The 25680-nt window shown below is 60.0% G+C and carries 29 protein-coding genes; 20 read left to right on the plus strand and 9 right to left on the minus strand.

Features of this window, described 5'->3' with window-relative positions; translation table 11 throughout:
- Window positions 1-194: 194 nt before the first annotated feature.
- The 9 genes from IU397_RS11880 (at window position 195) to IU397_RS11920 (ending at window position 7551) form a co-directional block, all read left to right on the plus strand.
- Window positions 195-953, plus strand: coding sequence for a hypothetical protein (locus IU397_RS11880; protein ID WP_239479759.1), 759 nt, complete (start codon window positions 195-197; stop codon window positions 951-953).
- Window positions 954-1026: 73 nt separating this feature from the next.
- Entirely contained in the window at window positions 1027-1818 is a 792-nt protein-coding gene (locus IU397_RS11885) for an L-type lectin-domain containing protein (RefSeq protein WP_204413793.1), read from the plus strand.
- 280 nt (window positions 1819-2098) lie between these two features.
- Window positions 2099-2587: a superoxide dismutase, Ni gene (gene sodN, locus IU397_RS11890; RefSeq protein ID WP_204413794.1), complete on the plus strand. Its 489-nt coding sequence runs from the start codon at window positions 2099-2101 to the stop codon at window positions 2585-2587.
- Window positions 2584-2898, plus strand: coding sequence for a S24/S26 family peptidase (locus IU397_RS23885; RefSeq protein ID WP_370541671.1), 315 nt, complete (start codon window positions 2584-2586; stop codon window positions 2896-2898). Before sodN ends, IU397_RS23885 begins: the two co-directional genes overlap by 4 nt.
- A gap of 85 nt (window positions 2899-2983) precedes the next feature.
- Window positions 2984-3325 (plus strand): hypothetical protein, encoded by a 342-nt coding sequence (locus tag IU397_RS11900; protein WP_204413796.1) that lies wholly within the window; start codon window positions 2984-2986, stop codon window positions 3323-3325.
- A gap of 373 nt (window positions 3326-3698) precedes the next feature.
- The gene (locus IU397_RS11905; RefSeq protein WP_204413803.1) at window positions 3699-4655 is read left to right on the plus strand and encodes a metal ABC transporter solute-binding protein, Zn/Mn family; all 957 of its coding nucleotides are present in this window, start codon (window positions 3699-3701) and stop codon (window positions 4653-4655) included.
- Complete coding sequence (locus IU397_RS11910) at window positions 4655-5458, plus strand: metal ABC transporter ATP-binding protein (RefSeq protein WP_204413805.1); 804 nt, start codon at window positions 4655-4657, stop codon at window positions 5456-5458. Before IU397_RS11905 ends, IU397_RS11910 begins: the two co-directional genes overlap by 1 nt.
- A gap of 3 nt (window positions 5459-5461) precedes the next feature.
- On the plus strand, window positions 5462-6643 hold the full coding sequence (locus IU397_RS11915; RefSeq protein ID WP_204413807.1) for a metal ABC transporter permease: 1182 nt from the start codon (window positions 5462-5464) through the stop codon (window positions 6641-6643).
- Window positions 6640-7551: a metal ABC transporter permease gene (locus IU397_RS11920; RefSeq protein WP_204413809.1), complete on the plus strand. Its 912-nt coding sequence runs from the start codon at window positions 6640-6642 to the stop codon at window positions 7549-7551. Before IU397_RS11915 ends, IU397_RS11920 begins: the two co-directional genes overlap by 4 nt.
- Before the next feature lie 52 nt (window positions 7552-7603).
- Here the strand turns inward: IU397_RS11920 and IU397_RS11925 are convergent, their stop codons facing one another.
- A complete protein-coding gene (locus tag IU397_RS11925) occupies window positions 7604-8899 on the minus strand; it encodes an FAD-binding oxidoreductase (protein WP_204413811.1) in 1296 nt (431 codons plus the stop codon).
- 3 nt (window positions 8900-8902) lie between these two features.
- Window positions 8903-10285, minus strand: a complete 1383-nt coding sequence (locus IU397_RS11930) for an aspartate aminotransferase family protein (protein ID WP_304519746.1) — start codon at window positions 10283-10285, stop codon at window positions 8903-8905.
- A 226-nt stretch (window positions 10286-10511) separates the two neighbouring features.
- Here IU397_RS11930 and IU397_RS11935 point away from each other — a divergent pair, with 226 nt between their 5' ends.
- From IU397_RS11935 to IU397_RS11950, 4 genes are read left to right on the plus strand one after another with little or no spacing between them, the layout of a single operon-like run.
- The gene (locus IU397_RS11935) at window positions 10512-11594 is read left to right on the plus strand and encodes a polyamine ABC transporter substrate-binding protein (protein ID WP_204413815.1); all 1083 of its coding nucleotides are present in this window, start codon (window positions 10512-10514) and stop codon (window positions 11592-11594) included.
- Between the two features lie 8 nt (window positions 11595-11602).
- Window positions 11603-12736, plus strand: a complete 1134-nt coding sequence (locus IU397_RS11940; RefSeq protein ID WP_204413817.1) for an ABC transporter ATP-binding protein — start codon at window positions 11603-11605, stop codon at window positions 12734-12736.
- Window positions 12736-13623, plus strand: a complete 888-nt coding sequence (locus IU397_RS11945; RefSeq protein ID WP_204413819.1) for an ABC transporter permease subunit — start codon at window positions 12736-12738, stop codon at window positions 13621-13623. The genes IU397_RS11940 and IU397_RS11945 overlap by 1 nt, the downstream gene beginning before the upstream one ends.
- Entirely contained in the window at window positions 13620-14429 is an 810-nt protein-coding gene (locus IU397_RS11950; protein WP_204413822.1) for an ABC transporter permease, read from the plus strand. The genes IU397_RS11945 and IU397_RS11950 overlap by 4 nt, the downstream gene beginning before the upstream one ends.
- Before the next feature lie 6 nt (window positions 14430-14435).
- Here IU397_RS11950 and IU397_RS11955 read toward each other — a convergent pair whose 3' ends face one another.
- Genes IU397_RS11955 through IU397_RS11970 form a run of 4 tightly spaced genes read right to left on the minus strand, consistent with a single transcriptional unit; the run spans window position 14436 to window position 17081 of the window.
- Window positions 14436-14978 carry a hypothetical protein gene (locus IU397_RS11955; protein ID WP_204413823.1) on the minus strand — a complete coding sequence of 181 codons (543 nt, stop codon included), beginning with the start codon at window positions 14976-14978 and terminating at the stop codon, window positions 14436-14438.
- Window positions 14968-16203, minus strand: coding sequence for an FAD-binding domain-containing protein (locus tag IU397_RS11960; protein WP_204413826.1), 1236 nt, complete (start codon window positions 16201-16203; stop codon window positions 14968-14970). Before IU397_RS11960 ends, IU397_RS11955 begins: the two co-directional genes overlap by 11 nt.
- A 45-nt stretch (window positions 16204-16248) precedes the next feature.
- A complete protein-coding gene (locus tag IU397_RS11965; protein WP_204413832.1) occupies window positions 16249-16731 on the minus strand; it encodes an SRPBCC domain-containing protein in 483 nt (160 codons plus the stop codon).
- Window positions 16732-16760: 29 nt separating this feature from the next.
- Entirely contained in the window at window positions 16761-17081 is a 321-nt protein-coding gene (locus IU397_RS11970) for a helix-turn-helix transcriptional regulator (RefSeq protein WP_204413833.1), read from the minus strand.
- 148 nt (window positions 17082-17229) lie between these two features.
- On the opposite strand from IU397_RS11970, the gene IU397_RS11975 reads away from it, so the two are divergent.
- The 6 genes from IU397_RS11975 (at window position 17230) to IU397_RS12000 (ending at window position 21384) form a co-directional block, all read left to right on the plus strand.
- Complete coding sequence (locus IU397_RS11975; protein ID WP_204413834.1) at window positions 17230-17862, plus strand: ATP-dependent Clp protease proteolytic subunit; 633 nt, start codon at window positions 17230-17232, stop codon at window positions 17860-17862.
- A gap of 140 nt (window positions 17863-18002) precedes the next feature.
- A complete protein-coding gene (gene clpX / locus IU397_RS11980) occupies window positions 18003-19271 on the plus strand; it encodes an ATP-dependent Clp protease ATP-binding subunit ClpX (protein ID WP_204413835.1) in 1269 nt (422 codons plus the stop codon).
- A 468-nt stretch (window positions 19272-19739) separates the two neighbouring features.
- Window positions 19740-20120 carry a RidA family protein gene (locus IU397_RS11985; protein WP_204413836.1) on the plus strand — a complete coding sequence of 127 codons (381 nt, stop codon included), beginning with the start codon at window positions 19740-19742 and terminating at the stop codon, window positions 20118-20120.
- Between the two features lie 75 nt (window positions 20121-20195).
- Window positions 20196-20579 carry an NADH:ubiquinone oxidoreductase subunit NDUFA12 gene (locus tag IU397_RS11990; protein WP_204414148.1) on the plus strand — a complete coding sequence of 128 codons (384 nt, stop codon included), beginning with the start codon at window positions 20196-20198 and terminating at the stop codon, window positions 20577-20579.
- On the plus strand, window positions 20579-21031 hold the full coding sequence (mlaD, locus tag IU397_RS11995; protein WP_204413837.1) for an outer membrane lipid asymmetry maintenance protein MlaD: 453 nt from the start codon (window positions 20579-20581) through the stop codon (window positions 21029-21031). Before IU397_RS11990 ends, mlaD begins: the two co-directional genes overlap by 1 nt.
- Complete coding sequence (locus tag IU397_RS12000; protein WP_204413839.1) at window positions 21028-21384, plus strand: DUF2155 domain-containing protein; 357 nt, start codon at window positions 21028-21030, stop codon at window positions 21382-21384. The genes mlaD and IU397_RS12000 overlap by 4 nt, the downstream gene beginning before the upstream one ends.
- Here IU397_RS12000 and aat read toward each other — a convergent pair.
- From aat to accB, 3 genes are all read right to left on the minus strand, one after another.
- The gene (gene aat, locus IU397_RS12005) at window positions 21348-21989 is read right to left on the minus strand and encodes a leucyl/phenylalanyl-tRNA--protein transferase (protein ID WP_204413841.1); all 642 of its coding nucleotides are present in this window, start codon (window positions 21987-21989) and stop codon (window positions 21348-21350) included. The genes IU397_RS12000 and aat overlap by 37 nt on opposite strands.
- Before the next feature lie 158 nt (window positions 21990-22147).
- Window positions 22148-23494: an acetyl-CoA carboxylase biotin carboxylase subunit gene (gene accC / locus IU397_RS12010; protein ID WP_204413842.1), complete on the minus strand. Its 1347-nt coding sequence runs from the start codon at window positions 23492-23494 to the stop codon at window positions 22148-22150.
- A complete protein-coding gene (gene accB / locus IU397_RS12015; protein ID WP_204413843.1) occupies window positions 23494-23979 on the minus strand; it encodes an acetyl-CoA carboxylase biotin carboxyl carrier protein in 486 nt (161 codons plus the stop codon). Before accB ends, accC begins: the two co-directional genes overlap by 1 nt.
- Before the next feature lie 240 nt (window positions 23980-24219).
- On the opposite strand from accB, the gene IU397_RS12020 reads away from it, so the two are divergent.
- Window positions 24220-25575 carry an NAD(P)-dependent oxidoreductase gene (locus IU397_RS12020; RefSeq protein WP_204413844.1) on the plus strand — a complete coding sequence of 452 codons (1356 nt, stop codon included), beginning with the start codon at window positions 24220-24222 and terminating at the stop codon, window positions 25573-25575.
- The last annotated feature ends 105 nt before the right edge of the window (window positions 25576-25680 follow it).

The following is a 25680-nucleotide window of genomic DNA, read 5'->3' on the forward strand; positions in this document are numbered from 1 at the left end:
GCGATCGCTGTATTGCTGCTCTGACAGCGTGCGTGGTCGTGGCGCTCCCATGACGAACTTGTCCCATAATGCTTCCTTCCATTCCAACGAAAGGATCACACCATCAAACCGTGGGATCAAACAGATAGCCTATCTTCGTGGCAGCCTTATCGTGAATTTCCGCGATCAGCGGCGTGTCGATTACATGGATCGGTATGTCGCGGATCGGCTCAAGGAAGTCAGCGCAATTGCGGTGGTCGCGCCGGGATTTGGTCGGCGGCCAGGGCTTTGCCGTCGACGGCAGCTTGATCAGTGCGGATGTGCAGAAGCAGAACTCCGGTAACCCGCAGGACGGGGCGGCCCGCGAGATTGATCCCACAGATGCGCCTCGTGCCGTGCGCGAGTATCTCGACACGCTCGACGACAAAGCCTTCGGGGCGACGACGGCCAAACCCAAGTTCACCGCACACGCAGATCCCGCCAGCCAATGGACAGCCGCGCGCAAAGGATGCGCCATTGGTTCAAGCACAATGGCGAATGCATTCTTTGCCTATTCCGACAATTATCCGATCGATACGGGCCACGGGATCCCCATGAATGTCGACGCCAGCCGGTCGAACAAGACTGCTGAGGTCGGCGCGATGCGGAAGATGCCGGACCGGACCGAAGAGCGCTTTGGCATGAAGCCCGATTGGATCGCGGCAGATACGGCCTACGGATCGTCTGACACTCTGGTCTGGCTGGCACTAAAGCGCCAGATCCTCCCCTTCATCCCGGTCTTCGACAAGGGTGAACGGACCGACGGAACCTTCCGGCGCATTCGCCATTGTCGCTCGGACCAATGGCGCGACAAGGCTCATCTGGACCTGTCCCGCTTTCGTGCCGCCACAAGTGCTCGTTCAAGCCACCTTACATTCGAAGGCGACAGGGCTTTTCCAGCCCCGCGAAGGCCAGCCGCTCGAACTGGGCCATGACCTCGGTTTGATGATCCCCAGTAGGGGCATCGCTGTCCGCAAAACTGATCACACCCGCGCGATAGGTCCACAGGTGGCGGCTGGCGTCGATCAGGGCCTCGGTGCGATCGGGATTGTCGCGCAGGACCTCTGGCAGTGGATCACGAGTGACGGTCAGGGGCTGGCCATCGGCATCGCGGATCAGGTCGCAATTGCTGTCATAGGCCACCACCTCATCGGATTTGTCGCGTCTGCTGCGACGATTGACCTTAACTCCCTGCAGCTTAACGGCGACGCCAAGTTCGAAAACGACGAGATTGATTTGACCGAAGCCGTCAATGGTCAGGCGGGCAGCGCGTACCAGAAAAACGCCTTCACCATCCCTAACAACTTCGAATTCTCGGTCGAGTTTGAGTTCGGTATCAGCAAGACCGGCAGCGGTGCTGATGGTATTTCTTTCATCATTCAAAACGCCGATTTCGGCGATCCGAATGGCAACCATGTCGGCATCAATCTGCAAGTAAACACCCAGTCGGCCCATATTGCGATCACCTCCATCGCTCTGGAGCAGAACAAGCAGAGCCGATTTGCCTTCATCGATTACGTGAACGGAACGGTTGATGTTCGCCGATCACAGGCGAATGCCCGCCCAATAACCTTTCTGTTGAGCGAGAGCATTGATCTCAGCTTCCTCGAGGAGCAGGCATTTTTCGGCTTTGCGTCCGCGACCGGTGGTTTGAACAGCGCACATGTCATCAAAGGCTTCTCGCTTGAAACCAATGCATCCGTTGCACCGGTTCCGCTGCCAGCGCCGATCCTGCTGCTCGGCGCCGCGGTTCTTGGCCTTGATGGCATGCGCGCCGCCAAAAAGCGGGCATCGGCCTAACGCCAGCTCCCGGGGCGCACGGCGCCTCATCGCAAGCTACAATCAAGCGGTCGACATCCCGTTGGCCGCTTGATCTCGTTTGGCCCTGTCTGGTTGGCGCGGCTTCTGGTTAAGGCGTTAACGCAATACGCGGCGCGCGCCTTGTTAAAGGGTGCCGCATCCCCCTCACGCCGTGTTAACTTTTTGGGCCGCGCAACGGAGGGAACGCGATTGAACCTTTGCTTGACGCTGGGATAGGCTAACTCCCAAGACGTCAACTTGGCACATAAAGGACTTTCCCATGACCAAGACCCGCCTTCTGGACCAGATCTTTGGCATCGAGGCTGCAGCGGCCCATTGCGACATCCCCTGCAAGATCTACGACCCGTCCACGGCCATCATCGCCGCGCATTCCGTCGTTCGTATGCTCGACCTGATCCATGAAAACGCCGAGAAAGAGATGTCTGCCGGTGTCATGAACACCATCATCCGCTGCGTGCGCACCAAGGAGATCGAGGCCGCCAAGGTCAAGGATGAGATCCGCATCATCTGGGGCGACTACATCAAGGCCCCTCAGATTGAAAAGCATCCGAATGTCCATGATCTGACCCATTCGATCATGCTGACAGCCAGCAAATGCAAGGTTGAATTGAACCGTGCCGATGGCGAGCAGTTGGTGGAACTGGTCAATCAGTTCGCCGAAATGTTCTGGGATACCAAGGGTGTCGCCACGGCGCGCAAACCCGCCCCCTATAACACCAACCTCGACATGGTCGTGCCACAGCATTGATTGCCGGTCTCAGGGTCGTCCGCATCACCGGGCGCTCGATGGAGCCGGTTTTGTTTGAGGGGGACCTCGCCTTTGGGCGGGGTCCCACGCGTTTCAGGCCTGCGTGTATCGGTGATGTCGTACTGGTGGAGCGTCCGGGGATCGGGTTGACCGTCAAGCGGCTGATCCCTGGCCCGTCTGGTCTATTTGGGTTGCGCGGAGATGGGGGCGGCTCGGCCCCGTCTGTCGATCTAGGGCATGTTGCACCGGATCAGATCATTGCGGTCCTGCGCTGGCGGCTCCGACGGGGATGGCCCACACGTGTCAGGTGACTGCCAGGTGTCAGCTTGACCCGCCCCTGTTTTCCTCTTTGTTTTTGGAGGTGTCTTTCCGCCGTGCCATCGAAAGGTCCCGTACATGCCCATAGTCGCAGTGATCCGGACCCCGGGCTTTGCCGACTGGGAATATGTCTTGATCGGCGGAACCGGTGGCCTGTTTTATGAGCTGACCATATCCTATGTCACGCCCAACCCAACCAGCGTCACATCCCAAGGTGGCCTCAGCGCGGCGGTGCCCCAAGGCCTTGATACGATTGCGCCTTTAGCCCCTGATGCCATCGCTGTCATCGGGGCACGATCTGGCAGACAGAGGCGGCTCCGGACCTCGCACAGATGTTGCGCAGCCACCATGCGGGCGGCGCGGCGATTGCCGGGATCTGCGATGAAAGGCTTGTCCGTAGCCGGGCCGGGCCCTGAATGACGTCGATCATACATCGAACGATGTGGCATTTCTGCCTGCAGGTGCGGCGAGATACACGAGCGCGCCCCGCTATCAGCTCGGCCCCACCGCCATTATAGACAATTGCATCATTACAGCGCCAGGAACCGCACCGGTTAGCTTTACGGCGACGCTGTTTCAGGCCATCGGCGTCGCGCAGGTTCAGGTGGATCAGCTTAAATCAATGCTCGCCGCGGAACATTTGGCCGGGTGAAACATTGATCATGCGCGATTGCAGATGCCTATTTAAAGTGCAGATCCTTGTTGAGAGTGCCTCTCAAGTGCATTGACACTTGCAACTCATTCTCATAAGCCTAAGTCCGAGATAACCAAGTTTCATGACGGTGGGAGCATCATGGCAAACCTGACCAGACGACACATCCTGGCCGCGTTGGCGGCGATCTCGGCAACGCCGACCTTTGCCGCCAATGCGCTGACAGTGGTGGCTACAACCGGCATGATCGCAGATGCGGCCCGTGCCATCGGGGGTGACAAGGTGCAGGTCCGGGCCCTGATGGGGCCGGGGGTCGACCCACATGCCTTTCGCCAGACACGCAGTGACATCGTGGCAATGACGGGCGCAGATCTAGTTTTGTACCACGGCCTTAACCTGGAAGCACAGATGATCGACTTTTTCGGCGATCTGGAAGGCCGGACCACGGTTGCGGCCGTGGCGGAGGATTTGTCCGCGGACCGTTTGCTGGCCGATGATGACTATGCTGGCCAGTCTGACCCCCATATCTGGATGGATCCAGACCTGTGGCAAGGTGTCGTTGAGCGGGTGACCGAGGCGCTGATGACGGTGGCGCCGGAGGATGCAGAGACGTTTCGCGCCAATGCCGCCGCCTATAGTGCTGACATTGGTGCCTTGTCGAAATACGCGATAGATGGTCTGGCATCGGTCCCGGCAGAAAGCCGGGTGCTGGTCACCGCCCATGATGCGTTTAATTACTTTGGCAACGCTTACGGGTTTGAGGTTGAGGGCATCCAGGGCATCTCCACCGAGAGTGAGGCGGGCCTGAACCGCATCGCAGAACTTGTCGAGATGCTGGTCACCCGGGATATCGGCGCGGTCTTCGTTGAAAGTTCGGTCAGCGACCGTAACATCCGAGCGCTCATCGAGGGTGCCGCCGCGCGCGGGCATGACGTGCGCATAGGAGGAGAGCTTTATTCCGACGCGATGGGAGAGCAAGGCACCTATGAAGGGACCTATCTGGGCATGATCGATCATAACGTGACGACGATTGCCGCGGCCCTGGGCGGCACCGTACCCGCTCGTGGACGGTTGGGTAAGCTTGGGGCAAGTTCTTGATGGCAGTGACACCCCTTAGCGTCGTTCCGGTGGTTCCCGCATCTGAGGATTTGGCCGTTTACCCGCTGGCCCTGCGCGGTCTCACCGTATCCTACGGTCAGAAACCGGCGATTTTCTCGGTCGATGCCAGTTTCGTACCCGGCCAGATGACCGCGATTATCGGCCCCAATGGTGCGGGAAAGTCGACATTGCTGAAGGCGGCCCTTGGCATTATCACACCTTTGTCGGGTCATGTGACCGTATTCGGTAAAGCGCTCGTCGATCAACGTCAGCGCATTGCCTATGTGCCCCAGCGCGCCTCCGTCGATTGGGATTTCCCGACCCGCGTGATCGACGTTGTTCTGATGGGGCTTTACCGGGAGCTTGGGCTACTGGGCCGGATCCGCCGAAGCCATCACGACCGCGCCATGGCCTGCCTGACCCGCGTCGGCATGCAGGATTTTGCCACACGCCAGATCGGGCAATTGTCAGGCGGCCAACAGCAGCGCGTGTTCCTGGCCCGTGCCCTGGCCCAGAACGCGGATTTGTACCTTTTGGATGAACCCTTTGCCGGGGTCGATGCCGCCACGGAAAAGGCGATCATCGCGGTATTGAAAGACCTGCGTGATGCGGGGCGCACGATCGTGGCGGTCCACCATGACCTGGCCACGGTGGCTGAATATTTTGACCGCGCCCTGCTGCTGAATGTCCGCCGCATCGCTGAAGGACCGGTGGATCAGATCGTTACGCCTGATCTTTTGGAGCGGACCTATGGCGGCCAGTTGACCATGGCGCGGATGGATCCTGCGCAGACCGCCAGCTAGGCCATGGTCCTGGGGCTAGGCTATAACGCCATGCTGGTCATGGTGGGCGCTGGCCTTTTAGGCATTGCGGCTGGTGTCACCGGCACGTTTCTGTTCCTTCGCAAGCGCGCCTTGGTCGGGGATGCCATCGCCCATGCGACGTTGCCGGGGATCGGCCTCGCTTTCCTGCTGATGGTCGCCTTGGGCGGGGATGGCCGCAACCTTGCCGTGTTGCTGATCGGAGCAGCGGTGACCGCGGCCCTTGGCCTACTTTGTGTCCACTGGATCAGCACCAAAACCCGACTGTCCGAGGATACGGCCATTGGCGCGGTCCTGTCGGTGTTTTTCGGGTTTGGTGTCATGTTGCTCACGGTGATCCAGAATGTTCCCTCGGGGCGGCAAGCGGGCCTGGACGGATTGCTATTGGGTGCAACGGCGGGGATGCTTTACGCCGATGCCGTGCTGATCGCGGTGGGTGGCGCAGTGGCCCTTGCCGCCAGCCTTGCGCTCAGCCGCCCCATGACAATGGTCGCCTTTGATGCCGGTTTCGCAGGGATCTCCGGTGTCAACGTTGTCCGTATCGACCTTGCGACGATGGGTCTTGTGCTGATGGTCACGGTGGTGGGTCTGAAAATCGTGGGCCTGATCCTGATTGTCGCCTTGCTGATCATCCCGCCCGTTGCGGCGCGATTCTGGACAGACCATGCCATGCGGGTCGCAATCCTGGCGGGCACCATGGGCGGTGTGTCAGGCGTGGTTGGGGCGGGTCTGTCAGCCACCGCGCCTGACCTGCCGACCGGCCCCATCATCGTGCTGGTGGCCTTTGCCGCGTTCCTGATTTCGTTGATCATGGCCCCGGATCGTGGCGTGTTGGCCGCCTGGTTCCGTCACCGCCGGTTCGAACGCCGGGTGCATTTGCGCCAGGGTCTGCTGGCCTTGGGGCAGGGGCAACCGATCTATGAACGCTTTACCCTGCGCCTGTTGCAAAAGGCAGGTCTGGTTCGCGCCGATGGCGTCGCCACCGACCGCGGTGTCGGCGCGGCGCTGGACGCCCTGCGGGACGAGGCGCGGTGGGCCATTATGCGCGCCGATCCCGGCTTTGACACGCTGGTCAACCGCCATGACGGGCTCAGCCCCATCGACACGCTGCTGACGGCGGATCAGATCGCTGAGATTGACACCCGACTGAACGGGGCCACACCGTGAGCGGACAGGTTTTTGTCGCCCTCAGCCTCACGCCGCTGTTGATCGGAGTGCTCGCCGCCATCGCTTGCGCCGTGCCAGGTAACTTCCTGCTCTTGCGTCGCCAGGCGCTGATCGGTGACGCCATCAGTCATGTGGTCCTGCCGGGCATCGTCGTGGCCTTTCTGGTGACGGGGCGTGTCTCTGCCTGGCCCATGATGCTGGGGGCTGCTGCTGCTGCCGTGGTCGCCGTTGTTCTGATTGAGGTCATCCGCCGCCTGGGCCGGATCGAACCCGGGGCGGCCATGGGCGTGATCTTTACCGCGATGTTTGCAGGTGGTGTTTTGCTGTTGGAGCAATCGGATACCAGCAATGTCCACCTTGATGTGGAACACGCGCTGATGGGAAATCTTGAAAGTCTGATCTGGCTTGATGCGCTTGGCTGGACCTCGCTACTCGACCCTCGGGCGCTGGCGGGCCTGCCACCGGAATTGACCCGCCTCGCTGTCGTCACGGCGTTGGTCGCGGTGCTGACTTGGCTCTTTTGGCGTCCGCTCAAGATAACGACCTTCGATGAAGGCTTCGCCCATGGGGTCGGCCTGCCCAACACGGTGATCGGGTTAGGCCTGGTGATCTTGTCGGCTGTCGCTGCTGTCGCCGCTTTCGATGCGGTGGGCTCCATTATTGTCATCGCGATGTTCATTTGCCCGCCCGCCGCGGCACGCCTGATGACCAACCGGTTGGAAACGCAGGTCGCGCTTTCGGTGTTGTTGGCGGCTCTCTCGGCGATCCTGGGCTACATTTTCGCCGGTTTTGGCCCGCTTTGGCTGGGCTTTGACAATTCGGTCAGCGCCGCAGGTATGATCGCCACCGTCTCGGGCCTTATGCTTCTGGCCGCGGCCATTGTCGGCCCACACCGTCGCCAAACCTAATCCCATTATGTGTTCGAAAATATCCTCGCCGAAGGCATAGAATCCGGCTGTCCTATAGCCGATCCCGCAGCCCATACCACAGCATGGCAAGTACCAGCAGCGGATGGCGCAACGCCGCCCCTCCAAAAAAACGGCCCGTGGGCTGCCGCGCCATCAGATCGAACCGTTCGGCCTGACCGGCCACAGTTTCGGCCATGATCTGGCCCGCAAGGGTCCCCAACGCGACACCATGGCCGGAAAACCCACTGGCCGACAGGATATTGCCGCGCAGCCGTGTGACATGGGGCAGGCGTGACATCGTGATCGCGAGCGTCCCACCCCAGGCATAATCGAACGGGATCTTGGCCAGCTGAGGAAAGATCTGGGCAAGCGGTCGCCGGACTGTTCGAGCGATATCGCGGGGAAAGCGGTAGCCATAGCTTTCCCCACCGCCGAACAACAGCCGCCCATCGGCACTGCGCCTGAAATAGTTGAGCACGAATTTGCTGTCGGCGACGGCGCGGTTCCGGGCTATCAACGCCTCGGGATTGTCCAGCTTTGCGGTCGCCACGATGAAATTGTTGATCGGCATCACATAAGCGGCGACAGCGGGCGCCAGATCGCCTAGATAACCATTCGCGGCCAAAAGCACATGCCGCGCGGTGACGGTCGCGTGTGTCGTGGTCAGTTGCACCGGATCTCCCGCCACCAGGTTTGACACCCGCGATTGTTCGAACACACGGACGCCTGCGTTCAGCGCGGCCCGCGCCAGGCCCAACGCGTATTTCAAAGGGTGCAGATGGCCTGATCCTTCATCAAGGACGCCGCCGACATAGGCAGGCGATTCCACCGCCTCCCGCATTTCTGCCCGGTCCAGGTTGCGCATCCTGGTATAACCGTACTGCGTTGCCATGTGGTCTGGGTAGCGGCTCGCCTCCCGCGCCAGCCCCTTGGTATGGAGCGCTTCGATCAAGCCGTCTTGCCAGTCGCAGGCGATTCCGTGGCGGTCGCAAAGGTCATGGACCAGATCGACAGAAGACAGCGACAATTCCCACAGCCGCCGGGCCTCATCGGTGCCGACCAGATCCTCCAACGCTTCCTGATCCAGACGCTGGCCCGTGGCGACCTGCCCGCCATTGCGGCCCGAGGCGCCAAATCCCACGCGCTGCGCCTCCAGCAGCACCACATCATAGCCGCGTTCGGCCAGGTGCAGCGCCGCTGACAACCCGGTATAGCCGCCACCCACCACGGCCACGTCGCAGGTCAGATCGCCTTGCGCGACCGGGCAGAGGGGCAACAGATCGGTCGTTGCCGCGTAGTAGGAGGCCGGATAGACGCCCGGTTGATCATTGGCAGTCAGCAGGTCCATGGGTCAGGCGGCCCGGGTGGCCAGCAATCCCTCAGCCCGGATCCTGTCCAGCGTCTGGTCGAGCACAGTTCGCGCACGGTCCAACAAGATATCCATCTCAGGCCGGGAGATCACCAAGGGCGGCGCGATGATCATCCGGTCGCCGACATGGCGCATGACCAATCCGGTCTCAAAACTGATCTCACGGCAGATATAGCCGACGGTTCCAGGATCCGACGCGAAGGGCGCGCGCCCCGCCTTGTCTGGTGTCAATTGTAGCGCGCCCATCATGCCACAACTCACGGCCTCCCCCACCAGTGGGTGATCGGCCAAGGCGGCCCAGCCCTGCGCCAGATAGGGGGCCTTGTCAGTGCGGACAGCGTCAACGATGCCCTCCTCTTCGAGGATCGTGAGGTTGGCGAGGGCCACAGCGCAACTGACCGGATGACCAGAATAGGTGTAGCCGTGGTTGAAATCGCCTGCGTCATTCACAGCCTCTGCGATTCGGTCCGAAATCAGAGAGGCCCCGATGGGCGCATAGCCGGAGCTTAATCCCTTGGCGATGGTCATGATGTCAGGCGTAATTCCCAGGGTCTGGCTGCCGAACCAATTGCCGGTTCGGCCAAAGCCGCAGATCACCTCATCGGAGATCAGCAGGACGTCATGGGCGGCGCAGATACGGGCAATCTCGGGCCAATAGCTGTCAGGCGGTATAATAACACCGCCCGCGCCCTGGATCGGTTCGGCGATGAAGGCGGCGACGCGGCCTTCGCCCAGTTCGGCAATCTTGGCCTCAAGTTCCCGGGCGCAGGCGCTGCCAAACGCCTCCGGGCTTCGGTCGCCGCCCTCGCCCCACCAATAGGGCTGGTTGATATGGACGATATCCGGGATCGGCATCCCGCCTTGGGCATGCATCGCCGCCATCCCCCCCAGGGAACCGGACCCGACCGAGGACCCGTGATAGCCGTTCTTGCGTGCAATGATGATCTGCTTGTCGGGATGGCCCATCGCGGCCCAGTAATGCCGGACCAGACGGATATTGGTGTCATTCGCCTCGGACCCAGACCCCGCATAAAAGACATGGTTCAGATCACCCGGGGCCAGGCGCGCCAGTCGTTCGGACAAGGCGATGACAGGCGGGTGGCTGGTCTGAAAGAACGTGTTGTAAAAGGGCAGTTGGCGCATCTGCGCGGCCGCGGCCTCTGCCAGTTCCTCTCGCCCATACCCGATATTGACGCACCACAGGCCTGACATCGCGTCGAGCATCTGCGCCCCGTCGCTGTCGGTCAGCCACACGCCCTCGGCCCGGGTGATCACCCGGGTGCCCTTTGCCGCGAGCGCCGCGCCATCGGTGAAGGGATGCATGTGATGGGCGGCGTCCAGCGCCTGAAGCTCGGATGTGGGCATGTGATTGGGGATCATCGGTCACCTGACGGGCAAGGGTTGACGCAGCTAAAACCGCCGCGCCAAGCCTTGTCAATTCGGCACCCTGCCGCCCGGCATCGCCTAATTCTTGGGCGGTGCGGGCGGGCCGGGTTAGGTCGCGCACTATCGCCTTGCCAAAACGCCAAGTTTGTCCAGATAGTGGGCAAAAGAATGCGGCCCGACCAAGGCCATCAGGGAGATCTGCCACATGACCCGTATCGCCATCGCCGCGACCGTTTTGTCCGTGACCGCGCTTGCCGCCCAGGCCGAAGAAGTGCGCGTTTACAACTGGTCCGATTACATCGACGAAGACGTGCTGACCCAGTTCACCGAAGAGACCGGGATCAAGGTCATCTACGATGTGTTCGACAGCAATGAGGTGTTGGAGACCAAGCTGCTGGCGGGCAAGACCGGCTATGACATCGTGACGCCCACCGGCGCGTTCCTGTCCCGCCAGATCGCCGCCGGCGCCTTCCAGGAGCTGGACAAATCCAAGCTGACCAACCTGGGCAACGTCTGGGCCGACATCAACGCCCGGACCGAAAAATACGACCCCGGCAATGCCTATTCGATCAACTACATGTGGGGTACGACGGGCATCGGCTACAACACCGCCAAGGTCGCGGAATTGCTGGGGGAAGATGCGCCCACCGATAGCCTCGCCCTCGTCTTTGACCCCGCCAATATGGAAAAGCTGGCCGGATGCGGTGTGCATTTCGTGGATGCCCCGACCGAGTTGATCCCGGCCGCCCTGCGCTATCTGGGCGAAGATCCGGATAGCAAGGATCCGGAGGTCATCGCCAAGGTTGAAGAGGTGCTGGGCGGCGTGCGCCCCCATGTGCAGAAATTCCACAGTTCGGAATATATCAACGCCCTGGCCAATGGCGATATCTGCGTGGCGTTCGGCTGGTCCGGCGATATCTTGCAGGCCCGGGATCGCGCGGCAGAGGCCGATAACGGGGTCGAGGTGGCCTATACCATCCCCAAGGAAGGCGCGCTGATGTGGTTTGACCAGATGGCCATTCCCGCCGATGCGCCGAACGTGGAAAACGCCCACAAATTCCTCGATTTCATCTTGCGGGCCGAGGTAGCGGCGGCAGCGTCAAACCACACGTTCTATGCCAACGGCAACAAGGCCTCGCAGGAATTTCTGCTGGAGGAGGTGATCGGGGATGCCGCCGTCTATCCCGATGAGGCGACGGTTGCCAACCTCTTCACCGTCACCGCCTACGACGCCAAAGTGCAGCGCACCGTGACCCGCCTGTGGACCAAGATCAAATCGGGGCAATAGGCGGCGGGGTGACAGACCCGGCACCTCCACCGGTTTTCGCCCCATGGGCTGACGACGGGGCGGTGCCGCTGATCAATCTCAGTGGGCTCACCAAGCGGTACGGCGATGTCACCGCCGTCAATCAGGTTGATCTGCAGATCTATGAGCGGGAGTTTTTCTCGCTCCTCGGCCCTTCCGGCTGCGGCAAGACGACGATCATGCGGATGCTGGCGGGGTTCGAGGAGCCGACCGGCGGGACCATGACCCTGGGCGGGCAGGATCTGGCCGGGGTGCCGCCGAACAAGCGCCCCGTGAACATGATGTTCCAATCCTACGCCCTGTTCCCGCATCTGAGCGTCGCCGATAACATCGCCTTTGGCCTGCGCCGCGAAGGTATGCCGAAATCCGACATCGAAGGTCGCGTGGCCGAAATGCTGCGCCTGGTGCAACTGACCAAGTTGGCTAAGCGCAAGCCGCACCAGATCAGTGGCGGGCAACGCCAGAGGGTCGCTTTGGCACGCAGTCTGGCCAAGGCCCCGAAGCTGCTGTTGCTGGACGAGCCGCTTGGTGCGCTCGACAAGAAGCTCCGCACCCAAACCCAGTTCGAGCTGATGGACATTCAGGAGAACACGGGCACCACCTTTGTCATCGTCACCCATGATCAAGAGGAGGCCATGACAGTCTCAAGCCGGGTCGCGGTGATGGATGAAGGGCGGATCGTGCAGGTGGCGACGCCTGCGGAGATCTATGAATATCCCGGATCCCGCTATGTCGCGGAGTTTATCGGTGACGTGAACCTGATCGAGGCTAAGGCGGGTACGACCACCGATGGCGATCTGACGCTGCACGCAGCCGACGGTGCGGTGATCACGGTGCAAAGCGCAGTCCCTGTCCCCGCGGGGACAGATTGCGCGCTGTCGATCCGGCCCGAAAAAGTTGCGATCAGCCGCGACAGGCCGGACCTGGACAACGCGCTGCCGGGCAAGATCATGGATATCGCCTATCTGGGCAATGTCACCACCTACCATGTGGAAATAGCGGGCGGGCAGATCCTGAAAGCGATGGTCGCCAATGCCGCCCAACGATCAGAGCAGGCGTTCACCTGGTACGATCCCGTCTGGCTGGGCTGGAATGCAGCGCGCGGCGTGGTGTTGACCCGGTAATGCGCCGGCTGATCGTCATAGGTTTTCCGTATCTGTGGCTCGCGCTATTCTTTCTGGTGCCCTTCCTGACGGTGCTGCGGCTGGCCCTGTCAGATGCCGATATCGCGATCCCGCCCTACACGCCGCGGTGGGACGAGCCGGGATGGGCCGGTCTGCGCGAAGTGATCGCCGGGTGGGATTTTGAGAACTTCGTCTGGTTGACCGGCGATGACCTGTATTACCGCGCCTATCTGTCGAGCCTGCGGATCGCTTTGGTCTCGACCGTACTGACCCTGCTGGTGGCCTATCCCATTGCCTGGTCCATGGCTAAGGCGCGCCCCGCGTGGCGGCCCACGCTGCTGATGCTGGTGATCCTGCCCTTCTGGACGAGCTTCCTGATCCGGGTCTATGCGTGGATCGGGATCCTGAGCAACGAAGGCCTGCTGAACCAGACCTTGATGGCGATGGGCCTGATCAGCGAGCCGCTGCTGATCCTGAACACCGATCGCGCCGTCTATATCGGGATCGTCTATACCTATCTGCCCTTCGCGGTCTTGCCGATCTATGCCAACCTCGAACGGATGGATCCGTCACTGCTAGAGGCCGCATGTGATCTGGGCTGTTCCCGTATCGCGGCGTTCTGGCGGGTGGTGATCCCATTGTCGCGGCCCGGGATCATTGCCGCCGCCTTCCTGGTGTTTATCCCCGTCGTGGGGGAGTTCATCATCCCCTCCATCCTCGGCGGCAGCGATACGCTGATGATTGGTCGCGTCCTGTGGGATGAGTTCTTTGCCAACCGGGATTGGCCCGTCGCCTCGGCCGTGGCGATCATTCTACTGTTCCTGCTGATCATTCCGATCGTGCTGTTCCAGCGCCAGGCCCAACGCCAGCGGGAGGCCGAGGGATGACCCGGTTCGGTTGGTTCAACGCCACGGCCCTGACATTGGGTTTCGCGTTTCTTTACATCCCCATCGTCATCCTGATCATCTATTCCTTCAATGAAAGCCGCCTGGTGACTGTCTGGGCGGGTTGGTCCACCAAATGGTATGGCGAGGTGCTGCGGGACGAGGCGTATTTGAGTGCTGCCTGGATCTCGCTCAAGGTCGGGGTGCTGTCATCGACGCTGGCCACGATACTGGGCACGATGGCCGCCATTTCGCTGGTTCGCGGGGGCCGCTTTCGGGGTCGCACGCTGTTTTCCGGCATGATCTATGCGCCGCTGGTGATGCCGGAGGTGATCACCGGCCTGTCGCTGCTGCTTTTGTTCATCAGCCTGGATGTGGAACGCGGCATCGGCACGGTGGTCCTGGCACATACGACTTTTGCGATGTGCTATGTGTCGGTCGTTGTGTCGTCGCGGTTGGTCAGTTTCGATCAAAGCCTTGAGGAAGCCGCCCTGGATCTGGGTGCCTCCCCGTTCGAGGCGTTTCGGCTGGTCACCTTGCCCATCATCGCGCCTGCGGTCATCGCCGGGTGGCTGTTGGCCTTTACCCTGTCGCTGGATGATCTGGTCATCGCCAGCTTTACATCGGGCCCCGGGGCTACGACTCTGCCCATGAAAATCTTTTCCGCCGTACGCCTGGGCGTCTCGCCCGAGATCAACGCCTTGTCGACGCTGTGGATCGCTGCGGTCACCGTGGGCGTCATCACCGCATCGCTGATCAGCAAACGCAATGCGACCCGGCGCGAACAAGAGGCGGCGCATGCGAACTGATTGCGGTCAATCGGCTGGCTTGGACTTGGGATACGGGCGTGGCGGCGGTGTTGCGAAGGATTGGTTCAGATCCGGAAAAAGGTCGCGGGTCCGGTCGTCTCCGTTCGCCCTGTCATACCGCATCATCCAAGGGCGAGGTGAGACGACCGCGCCGCTAGGGGCCCATTCGAGGTAACCCAGCGCGCCTGGCGCAGCGATCGGGTCAACACCCTTAGGATCCCGCAGAACCAATCCACAGGGGCCGCCGAACCAGGGACTGTCGCTTTTCGTGACGATATCCGTAACCTCGACGGTGCCAATGATCGCGCCACGGACCAGGTCATCGGGGCGGGGTGGTGTCACGCCAACCTGTTGAAGCTTGTAGACGGACCAGCGATATTCCTCTTCCGTCAGGCCGGTGGCTGCGTGAATGCAGATCTGGCCGGGTCGCATCTGTCCGCTTTTGATGGAACCATGAGTGCGGTTCTCAATGTCCTTGCCGCCATGGATGATCGCCCAGGCCCAGGGCTGCCGGACTGACAGGGCGAGGATGGGCAGATCACGCGGCACGCAAACCCTTGATCTGGCCCACGAGGGTCGGGATCTTTTCCTTGAACTTGAAGAAACCGGCCGTGGCATAGGGCCAGGCATTCAGATCGAAATCTCGGATCGGGCGGATCAGGTCGATGCCATCGTCGCGGAGCAGGTTTTCCAAAGTGTTGAGCTTGGTGGCGGTTGGCCCGACCGGGGCATAGGGTGTCACGACCTGTGCCAAACCTGTGTCGCGCGCCCAGGCCGCGATGGCGGTGATGTCATCGGTCAGCGGTCCGTGTGGGCCGAATGTGTCACCGTACCTGTCCCGCGTGTCCCGCAGGGCCGATTTGGCAAAGTCTGTGACGAGGGGAGAGACAGCCAGCGGTGATCGACCTTCGGTGGCCAGCAAACCGGCAACGCCTTTCGGGGTCAGGCCGGGGGGCAGGAGCCAGGCGGGGGAGAGGTCTTCTTCGGTGATCAGCAATCCGGTTTCGGGATGTGGCGCCCAGTCAACCTCTGCCGGGGGGTCTTGGCGCGTTGGGTGGGGTGGCCCGTCCAAGGCGGGTGCATCTGTGGCCAGACCATGGGTGCCGCCAAACCGTCCTTCGGTGAATTTGGTGATATTCGAAGACCGCGCGAGATAGGTTTTGCCCTTGGTCTGCAACCCCGCTACCCAACGCCATCCAAGTGTGTTGGAGGCCGGATCGCCATCCAGCAGGTGGCGCATGAAGAAATCCGCCCCTAATTCCCACGGCAGTTTCAGCGTGAAGATCCAGATCGACGCGAACCACATCCGCGCGTGGTTGTGCATGTAACCGCTTGCTGCCAACTCCTGCGCCCAATTGTCAAACGACGTCAGGCCGGTCTCACCCTTGCAGGCGGCCTCCCATTTTTGGCGCAAACCACCTTCGGCCTTGACCCGGTTCAGCGCTTGGTTGAGGCCCGCGCGATAGTCAGACCAGACGGCCGGACGCATTTCCAGCCAACCCTTCCAATATGTCCGCCAATACACTTCCTGCACGAACTTTTCTGCGGTGGACAAGGCATAGCGATCCAGGACGGCCTGAAGCACCTCTTCCTCCGTGATCATGCGGTGACGTATGTAAGGCGACAATTTCGACACATGGGGATGCCCCAGATCCCCGCGGTCATAGTTGCGTTTTGCAGTATAATCGCGGCCGGATTTGGGCAGAAAGTCCCGCAGCGCCGCAAGGGCAGCGGTGCGCGTTGGGTCAAATACTGGGGTTTTATGATTATCCATGAAGCGCGAGCTAACCCGCGCCTGCCGCGTTTCAAGCAATGCGGGTCAAGCCGTGACCACACCCTGGCAGGCTGTTCCGTAACAGGCGGTCAGAACATGGTCCCAACCGGTCTGGTAGCTGGCCATCATGGTTGCGCCGTCGGTCACCCCGTCAAATCCGCCATGGGTGAGATCGACGCGGGTGCCGGTTTTCGTTTGACTGAAGGCGACGACGACGTGGGTTGCGTCTTCCTCTTCCTGTCCGACATGCCAGTTAAAGGCGAAACGTCTGCCGGGTTGCCAGTCGGTGATCCGGGCCCAGGCGTGGCGTTTGCCGTCATGGGTCGTTTCCCAGATCCGGCCCCCTTGATGTGGGTCGACATCCAGTTGGCGGGGTGCGCGCCCATCCCGCGCCGACAGGGAATGGGTGTCCCCCGGCCACCACTTATTGATGCCGGCTGTAAAAAGCTCGAACGCGTGATCCGGCGGGAGGGGGACGGTGATCGTCTTGTGGATTGGGGCTGTTGGTGTGGTGTCGAAATCTTCCATGGAACATCTTCAATCTTGGGTTTGGGGTGTCATTTCCGTTGGTTGTCCTTGGCCATGGTTTCGGCCTCGGCCGCGAACGCGGCCAAAGCCGTGTCCCACAGGCTGTCGAGCCATTGGCGCAGTTCCGCCATACCTTTTGGATCCAGCCGGTAGACCCGCCGCGCGCCTTGCGATGTGACGGCCAGCACGCCCGCATCGTTGAGCACTTTCAGATGCTGCGAAATGGCCGGCCGGCTGACCGGAAATCCATGCGCCAGCTCGCCCACGCTTTTGGGTTCACGGGCCAGCTGCTCAACAATGGCGCGGCGGGTTGGATCGGCGAGGGCGGAGAGTATCAAACCGTAACTCATGACTTACGGTAAGCCTTTACTTACTTATCTGTCAACGCTATCTTCACATTTCAGGCGCAGGAGCAGCCCTTGCGGCCCCCCCCGCCCAGCACTAGAACCAACTGACACCGATCAGAGCGCCTGCCGCTCCCCAGTCCGAGGCAACCAGATGCAAGACCCAGTGAACACCTATATGAACCTTGTCCCCATGGTTGTTGAGCAAACCAGCCGGGGCGAACGCGCCTACGATATTTTTTCAAGGCTGCTGAAAGAGCGGATCGTTTTCGTGAACGGCCCTGTCCATGACGGGATGAGCCAGTTGATTGTGGCGCAGTTGCTGCACTTGGAAGCGGAGAATCCGACCAAAGAAATCAGCATGTACATCAATTCGCCGGGCGGCGTCGTGACCAGCGGCCTGTCGATTTATGATACCATGCAGTACATCAAGCCAAAGGTTTCAACCCTAGTGGTTGGGCAGGCGGCGTCTATGGGGTCTGTTCTATCGGTCGCGGGTGAGGCTGGAATGCGCTTTTCGTTGCCCAATGCGCGGATTATGGTCCATCAACCCTCGGGCGGTTTTCAGGGGCAGGCGACGGATATTATGATCCACGCTGCAGAAACTCAGAAAATTAAAGACCAACTTCATAAAATCTATGTCAAACATACGGGGCAAAAGATTGAAGACGTGGAAAAAGCCCTGGAGCGGGACAATTTCATGTCTCCGGATGAGGCAAAGGCATGGGGCCATATCGACGAAATCGTGGAGAGCCGGAAGACATCCGATGATGAGGGCAGTAGCTGAATCGGGCGACGCCGCGACAATTAAAGCAGGGGCACATTTGCGATTGTGCCCCGTAAGGGGCTGGCCTAAGCTGCCCCAGCGGGCAATAGATCAAGGAGCGGGTTGCTCCCAACAGCAAGGCAGCGGCCTTGGAGGATAGCATGGCGAACAGTTCAGGCGGCGACAGCAAGAACACTCTTTACTGCTCCTTTTGCGGCAAAAGCCAACATGAGGTGCGTAAGCTGATCGCGGGCCCGACCGTATTCATCTGCGATGAGTGCGTTGAATTGTGCATGGACATCATTCGGGAAGAGACGAAATCCGCCGGATTGAAATCGTCCGATGGTGTGCCGACACCCAAGGAAATTTGCGAGGTTCTGGACGATTATGTGATCGGGCAAAGCCACGCCAAGCGGGTTCTGTCGGTGGCTGTGCATAACCACTACAAACGCCTGAACCATGCCGCTAAATCGGGCGGTGATATCGAACTGGCCAAGTCGAACATTCTCCTGATCGGTCCGACCGGATGTGGTAAAACCCTGTTGGCCCAGACACTTGCGCGTATTCTAGATGTCCCGTTCACGATGGCGGACGCGACGACACTGACCGAGGCTGGTTATGTGGGTGAGGATGTGGAAAACATTATCCTCAAGCTGCTACAAGCCTCGGAATACAACGTCGAGCGGGCGCAGCGCGGTATCGTGTATATTGATGAAGTCGACAAGATTACCCGTAAGTCGGACAATCCTTCGATCACACGCGATGTGTCTGGTGAAGGGGTTCAACAGGCCCTGCTGAAGATCATGGAAGGCACCGTCGCCTCCGTGCCGCCACAAGGTGGCCGCAAGCATCCACAGCAGGAATTCCTACAAGTCGATACGACCAACATTCTGTTCATCTGCGGCGGAGCTTTCGCGGGCCTCGACAAGATTATCGCCCGACGCGGCAAGGGATCCGCCATCGGATTTGGCGCTGACGTCAAAGATGAAGATAGCCGCGGGGTTGGCGATCTGTTCACGGAACTTGAACCGGAAGATCTGTTGAAATTTGGTTTGATACCGGAATTTGTAGGCCGCTTGCCGGTCCTAGCCACGCTCAAGGATCTTGATGAAGACGCCCTGGTGATCATCCTGACTGAGCCGAAAAACGCCTTGGTCAAGCAATATCAACGTTTGTTTGAGCTTGAAGATACGCAATTGACCTTCACGGATGATGCTCTGCGCGCTATCGCAAAACGTGCGATTGAACGAAAGACGGGTGCCCGCGGATTGCGGTCCATCATGGAAGATATCCTTTTGGAGACCATGTTTGATCTACCGGGATTGGATAGTGTCGAAGAGGTTGTGGTGAATGAAGAAGCTGTAACTTCTGACGCCGCTCCTCTCATGATCCATGCCGACAGTCACGCGGAGCCTGCCACGGCGGGTTGACCGAGTGGTCTATGGCCAGAAGTTGCTGTTCTGGTGGAATAGGTCATACTTGATTTGAAACGAACTGATCGGAGCTCGCTGGCGGAAAATGCCCTTCTTGATCTCCGTGAATGAGTAAAAATATCAAAAGTCCTTCTTAGTTCAACCGTCATTGATGTATTCAACGATCGCTTCGAGACGGTTTTTCGCTTGAGTGACCTAAATTGGCCGTTGTCCATACCAGATCAGTCGGGTTTTAGGGGCGAGGAGACAATGTTTGACTGATGCGAAACATCGCTTGAGCAAGTTGAGGCCCGCATCAGAACGGCGGGCCGTGATCTGATAAGACGCATCCTGTCGATCAGTCGGATCCTTTGACATCGAACAACATTGAGACGGTCTGAGTGTTCGTTAACCTCTCCGGTGTATTGGCTGTTATGGGGGAGTCAGTATCGTATTACGCCTGGATTGGTATGTGGGAGCGCGGGAATGGACATTAGACGTATCGCAGGCCAGTCAGCCTTTGAACCGAGGATCGGATATTGTCGTGCGGTCGTCGTGGATGGTTGGGTACATGTCGCTGGAACAACGGGCAATGATCCTGACACCATGACCTATCCGCCGGATGTGGTGGATCAGTGTCGTCTGGCCTTGGGTTACATCGAACAGGCATTGTCGGAGGCTGGCGCAGGTTTCGCCGATGTCGTAAGGGTGACCTACGTGCTGCCGGATCGCGCGGATTTCGAACCATGTTGGCCGCTGTTGCGCGCCGCCTTTGGAGACAACCCGCCAGCCGCGACCATGATTGAATGTGGCTTGCTGAGTGCCGACATGAAGATCGAGATCGAAGTGACGGCCAAACTGCCATGACCAACCTGCGCTTGCATGTCACTGGACGCCGGTTGGCTGATCAGTCATACCGAATATAACGATTTGGAGCGGTCGATGGGCATCCTGAACACATTTCTGCGCGCGGTGACCTGGTGGAACAGCCAGACTCTCGGCACCCAGCTTTTCACTTGGCGCAACGGAGTCAAGGTTGGAGAAGATGAGGCCGGAAACGTGTTTTATCAGACCCGTGACGGGTCCCGCCGCTGGGTGATCTACAATGGTGAGGCCGAGGCAAGTCGCATTGGCCCTGATTGGCATGGATGGTTGCACCGGACATGGGACGAGCCACCCAGCACGGCACCGCTAAAGCGCAAGACCTGGGAAAAACCGCATCAGGAGAACCTGACCGGCACAACTATGGCCTATGCGCCTTCGGGATCGTTGCGCCAGGCAAAGCCCGCGGACCGTGCCGATTACGAGGCTTGGACCCCGGAATAATGGCCGAGAATACCGCAGAAGTCGCCGTGGGCGGCGTTGTCCTGGCTGCCGCAATCGGCTTTCTGGTCTATGCCGGGCAGGTGACAGGGTTCACGGTCGGGGCAACGGCCAGCACCTATGACCTGACAGCCAGCTTTCGCTCTGCCGACGGGATCGCCGTGGGAACCGATGTGCGTTTGGCCGGGGTCAAGGTCGGGTCGGTCACGGAAATGGGCTTGAACGCCGAATCCTATCGCGCTGACATCACGATCACGGTCGACCAGGTGATTGAAGTGCCAGAAGATAGCAGTATCTCGATCTCGTCAGAGGGGCTGTTGGGCGGCAATTTCGTTGAAATTGTGCCAGGCGGGTCGCCCTTTCCCTTGGAAGCCGGGGCAGAAATCGAAGACACACAAGGTGCCATCAGCCTGATCAGCTTGTTGTCGAAATTCGTATCCGGAGATGCTGAATGAGGGCAACTGTCGGGATCATGACTGCTTTCCTGGCCACGGCGGCAGCGGCACAGGAGGTGACCAGCGTCGAGAGCGCTACCCTACGTGGGCTAGACAAGATTGATGGTGCCTTGTCGGATATCGAGATCACGCGGGGAGAGACCAAAAGCCTGGGTCGTTTGCAGATTTCGCTTGAGGATTGTCGCTACCCGACCGGGGATCCTCAGGCCAATGCCTATGCCTATCTGACAATCGTGGATCGCTATGATCCGGAATTGGCATTCGATGGTTGGATGATCGCGTCGAGCCCGGCACTCAATGCGCTTGACCATCCACGTTATGATGTATGGGTGTTGCGCTGCAATACGTCCTGAACTGACGACAAGGGGCCCGGCGCGTTGAAATCCGCGGGTTCTTTCAACGCTTTTGAGAGCAGTCGGTGATATGTTGCGCGGGTGATCTCGACAGCACCCAGGCTTTCCAGATGCGGTGTCAGAAACTGAGTGTCGAACAGGCTGAACCCGGCCAGCCGCAATCGGTCGATCAGGAAGGCCAGTGCTACCTTTGACGCATCACTTTGGCGGGAAAACATGCTCTCGCCGAAAAACGCCGATCCAAGGGTGACTCCGTAAACTCCGCCCACCAGCGCGTCACCGTCCCAAACTTCGACGCAATGGGCGAAATCCGCTTGGTGCAGCGCGCGGTAAAGCTGAAATATGGTGGTGTTGATCCAGGTCTCTTCCCGGTCGGCGCACGCCTCCACCACCGCATCAAAGGCGGTGTTGGTCCGCACGTCAAACTCCGCCCGCCGGATCCGCCGCCGCAAGGAGCGCGACATGTGGAAACCATCAAGCGGGAAGATGCCGCGTTTTTTCGGATCGACCCAGAATACCTTGGGATTGTCGCGATTATCAGCCATCGGAAAAATGCCGTTGGCATAGGCCCGCAACAAGAGCTCTGGGGTCAGGGCTGCATCCATGGGCGGCCTTTTGGTGATCGTCGTCTTCGGTGTGGTGATGGGCAGCAGTTAAATCAGATCGAGATCAATGAGCCCCCGATAGCCCTGAATGCATACAAAATCAAACGGTGTCGTAAGGGAATGCCCCAAAACCTCCAACCGAGATGCTGGTTTCGGGGCTAATCCAGCCGATGCTCCAACCATTGTTCAAGCCAATGGATCGTATAATCCCCTAATTGGATATCCGGTTCGTCCATCAATGCGTGAAAAAGCGGCACGGTCGTATCGATCCCGTCTACCACGAGTTCACCCAAGGCGCGGTTCAGCCGCGCGAGGGCTTCGGGTCGATCCCGGCCATGGACGATCAGTTTGCCGATCAGGCTGTCGTAATAGGGTGGTATCGAGTAGCCCCCATAAAGAGCGCTGTCCATGCGAACGCCAAGGCCGCCGGGCGCGTGGAAGGTTTGCACGCGCCCAGGGCAGGGGGAGAAGTCGGGCAGGCGTTCTGCATTGATCCGAACCTCAATCGCGTGACCGTTCAACTGCAAATCGTCTTGAGTGAAGGACATGGGCAGCCCTTCCGCCACCCGGATCTGTTCACGCACCAGATCCACACCAAAGATCGCCTCGGTCACCGGATGTTCGACCTGGAGCCGGGTATTCATCTCGATGAAATAGAACTCTCCGTCTTCAAACAGAAATTCGATCGTGCCCGCACCCGAATACCCGATCTTGGCGACGGCATCGGCACAGACCTTGCCGATGCGGGCGCGGGTGGCCTCGTCGATGGCAGGGCCGGGTGCTTCCTCGAACACTTTCTGGTGGCGACGTTGAAGGGAGCAGTCGCGCTCCCCCAGATGTACAGCATTGCCTTTGCCATCGCCAAAGACCTGGATCTCGATATGGCGCGGCCTGCCCAGATATTTCTCGATATAGACCTCATCATTGCCGAAGGCGGCCTTGCCCTCGGCGCGCGCGGTGCGGAAGGCGTTTTCCAGCTCGCTGGCCTCACGGGCAAGCTTCATGCCCCGCCCGCCGCCGCCTGCCGTCGCTTTGATAATGACCGGATAGCCGATCTCTGCCGCCACCCTCTGGGCCGCCGCATAATCCGGCACTCCGCCATCAGAGCCCGGGACGCAGGGCACGCCCAGTTCTTTCATCGTCTCCTTGGCGGTGATCTTGTCACCCATCATGCGGATATGTTCGGCGCTGGGGCCGATAAAGGTGATGTCATGATCTTCCAGCACCTGCACGAATTTGGCGTTTTCCGACAAGAAGCCATATCCAGGATGGATCGCGCTGGCCCCAGTTACCTCGCAGGCGGCAACGATGGCGGGGATTGACAGATAGCTGTCGGTGCTGGACGGCGGGCCGATGCACATCGCCTCATCCGCCATGCGCACATGCATGGCGTCGCTATCGGCGGTGGAATGGACGGCAACTGAGGGGATGCCCATTTCGCGACACGCGCGGATGACACGAAGGGCGATTTCGCCGCGATTGGCAATCAGGATCTTGTCAAACATCAGTCGATGATCATCAGGGGCGCACCGTATTCAACGGGGGCGCCGTCTTCGACCAGGATCCGGCGTACCGTGCCGCCGCGCGGGGCGGGGATCTGGTTCATGGTTTTCATCGCCTCGACGATCAGCAGGGTTTGCCCTTCTTCGACCGTGTCCCCAATGCCTACAAAGGCGGCAGCGGTCGGTTCAGGTTGCAGATAGACGGTCCCGACCATTGGCGACGTCACGGCACCGGGCAGTTGCGCGGGATCTTCCGCGGTTTCCTCTGCCGGGGCTGACAGCGCCGGTGCGGGTGCTGCGGCCACCGGGGCCGGTGCCGGCACAGCAACCTGGGTCACCGCCTGTGTTTGTCGGCTGACCCTGACATTCAGGCTATCGCCTTCCCCATAGTCGCGTTTTACCTGCAATTCGGTCAGGTCATTGGCTTTCAAGACTTCGGCCAAGGCCTGAATGAACGCGACATCCGCGTCATGGGTTGTTTTCGTCATGGAGGTCCTCGCCCGACACGCCTATCAAGATTTGCCGCTTATAGGGCAGCCACCATGCAGAGAAAAGCATCAGTTGTGCCGATGACAAGGGGCGATCTTTCGGGATGCCACATTGGCAAGCATATCGCCCATTGGTGCAGCGGTGGCCCGCGCCGGTCATGTGCCCGGTTATTTAGCGTTTGATAAAAAAAACGGCCTGTGGCAGCGTTTTGCTGTGACTGCCAGCCCGGAGAGCCAGATATGTCCAATACCCCGATGACCCCAGGTGTGGTGCCTCAGCGCCTTTCGCGCACGGATTACGCCGATGGGTTTTCGGATATGCACCCGCCCCTTGATGCGCATGAGGCGCTGGTTGCAGCGGATCGGTGCTATTTCTGTTACGATGCGCCTTGCGTTACAGCTTGTCCGACGGCGATCGATATTCCGTTGTTCATTCGTCAGATCCAGACCGGCAAACCAGGCGATGCGGCCAAGACGATTTTTGATCAGAATATCTTGGGCGGCATGTGCGCCCGTGTGTGCCCGACCGAAACCCTGTGTGAAGAGGCTTGCGTGCGCGAAACTGCCGAAGGCAAACCGGTGGAGATCGGGCGGCTTCAGCGCTTTGCCACCGATACGGCCCTTGTCACGGGGGTTCATCCTTACCAACGCGCCGAACCAACCGGCTTTCGCGTGGGTATCGTGGGGGCGGGTCCTGCCGGTCTGGCCTGTGCCCACCGTCTGGCCATGAAAGGGCATGACGTCACCATTTATGACGCGCGTCCAAAGCCCGGTGGGCTGAATGAATACGGCATCGCAGCCTATAAGACGGTCGGCGATTTTGCCATGGCAGAGGTCGACTGGCTGATGGAGATCGGTGGCATCACCCTGGTGTCGGATACGGCCTTGGGTCGGGATGTGACGCTGACCGAACTGCGCGATGATTTCGACGCCGTGTTTCTTGGCGTGGGACTTGGCGGGGTCAATGCCTTGCGCGCGCCCGGAGAAGATTTTCCTTACGTTCAAGACGCTGTCGATTTCATCGCTGATCTGCGCCAGGCGGAAGATAAAGCACAGGTTCCGGTTGGTCGCAATGTTGTGGTGATTGGCGGTGGCATGACGGCTGTCGATGCTGCTGTGCAATCCCGTCTTCTAGGCGCTGAAACGGTTACAATCGTTTATCGTCGGGGTCGCGACCGCATGGGAGCCAGCCCCTATGAGCAGGACCACGCGACCAGGCATGGGGTGCGCATCGTCACGGGCGCGCAGCCCCTGCGCGTCATCGGCACCGATACGGCGGAAGCCGTTGAATTCGCCTATACCGAGGAAACGCCAGAGGGCTTGCGCCCCTCGGCCCAGACTTTCCAGATAGCTGCGGATCAAGTGTTCAAAGCCATTGGTCAGACGCTCGCCGCGGCTCCGGAAGACCTGACCCTCGATGGTGCAAAAATTGCCGTAACAGGCATGGGGCGCACCTCCGCTGCAGGCGTCTGGGCGGGCGGGGATTGCGCCAGTGGTGGTGATGACTTGACTGTGACCGCCGTTGCCGAAGGGCGTGACGCCGCCGAGGATATCCATGTCACCTTGATCGGTGCGTCTGAAATCGCTGCCGAATAAGTATGCTCAACGCTTGTCATCTGCCGCAGACCTCGAACAGATCGAATTGCGTAGGACAAACCAAAGGTGACCGTACAACACGCGCCATCGCGCCGAGTCCCATCT

The sequence above is a fragment of the Actibacterium sp. 188UL27-1 genome, assembly GCF_016901225.1.
In the GTDB taxonomy this organism is placed as follows: domain Bacteria; phylum Pseudomonadota; class Alphaproteobacteria; order Rhodobacterales; family Rhodobacteraceae; genus 188UL27-1.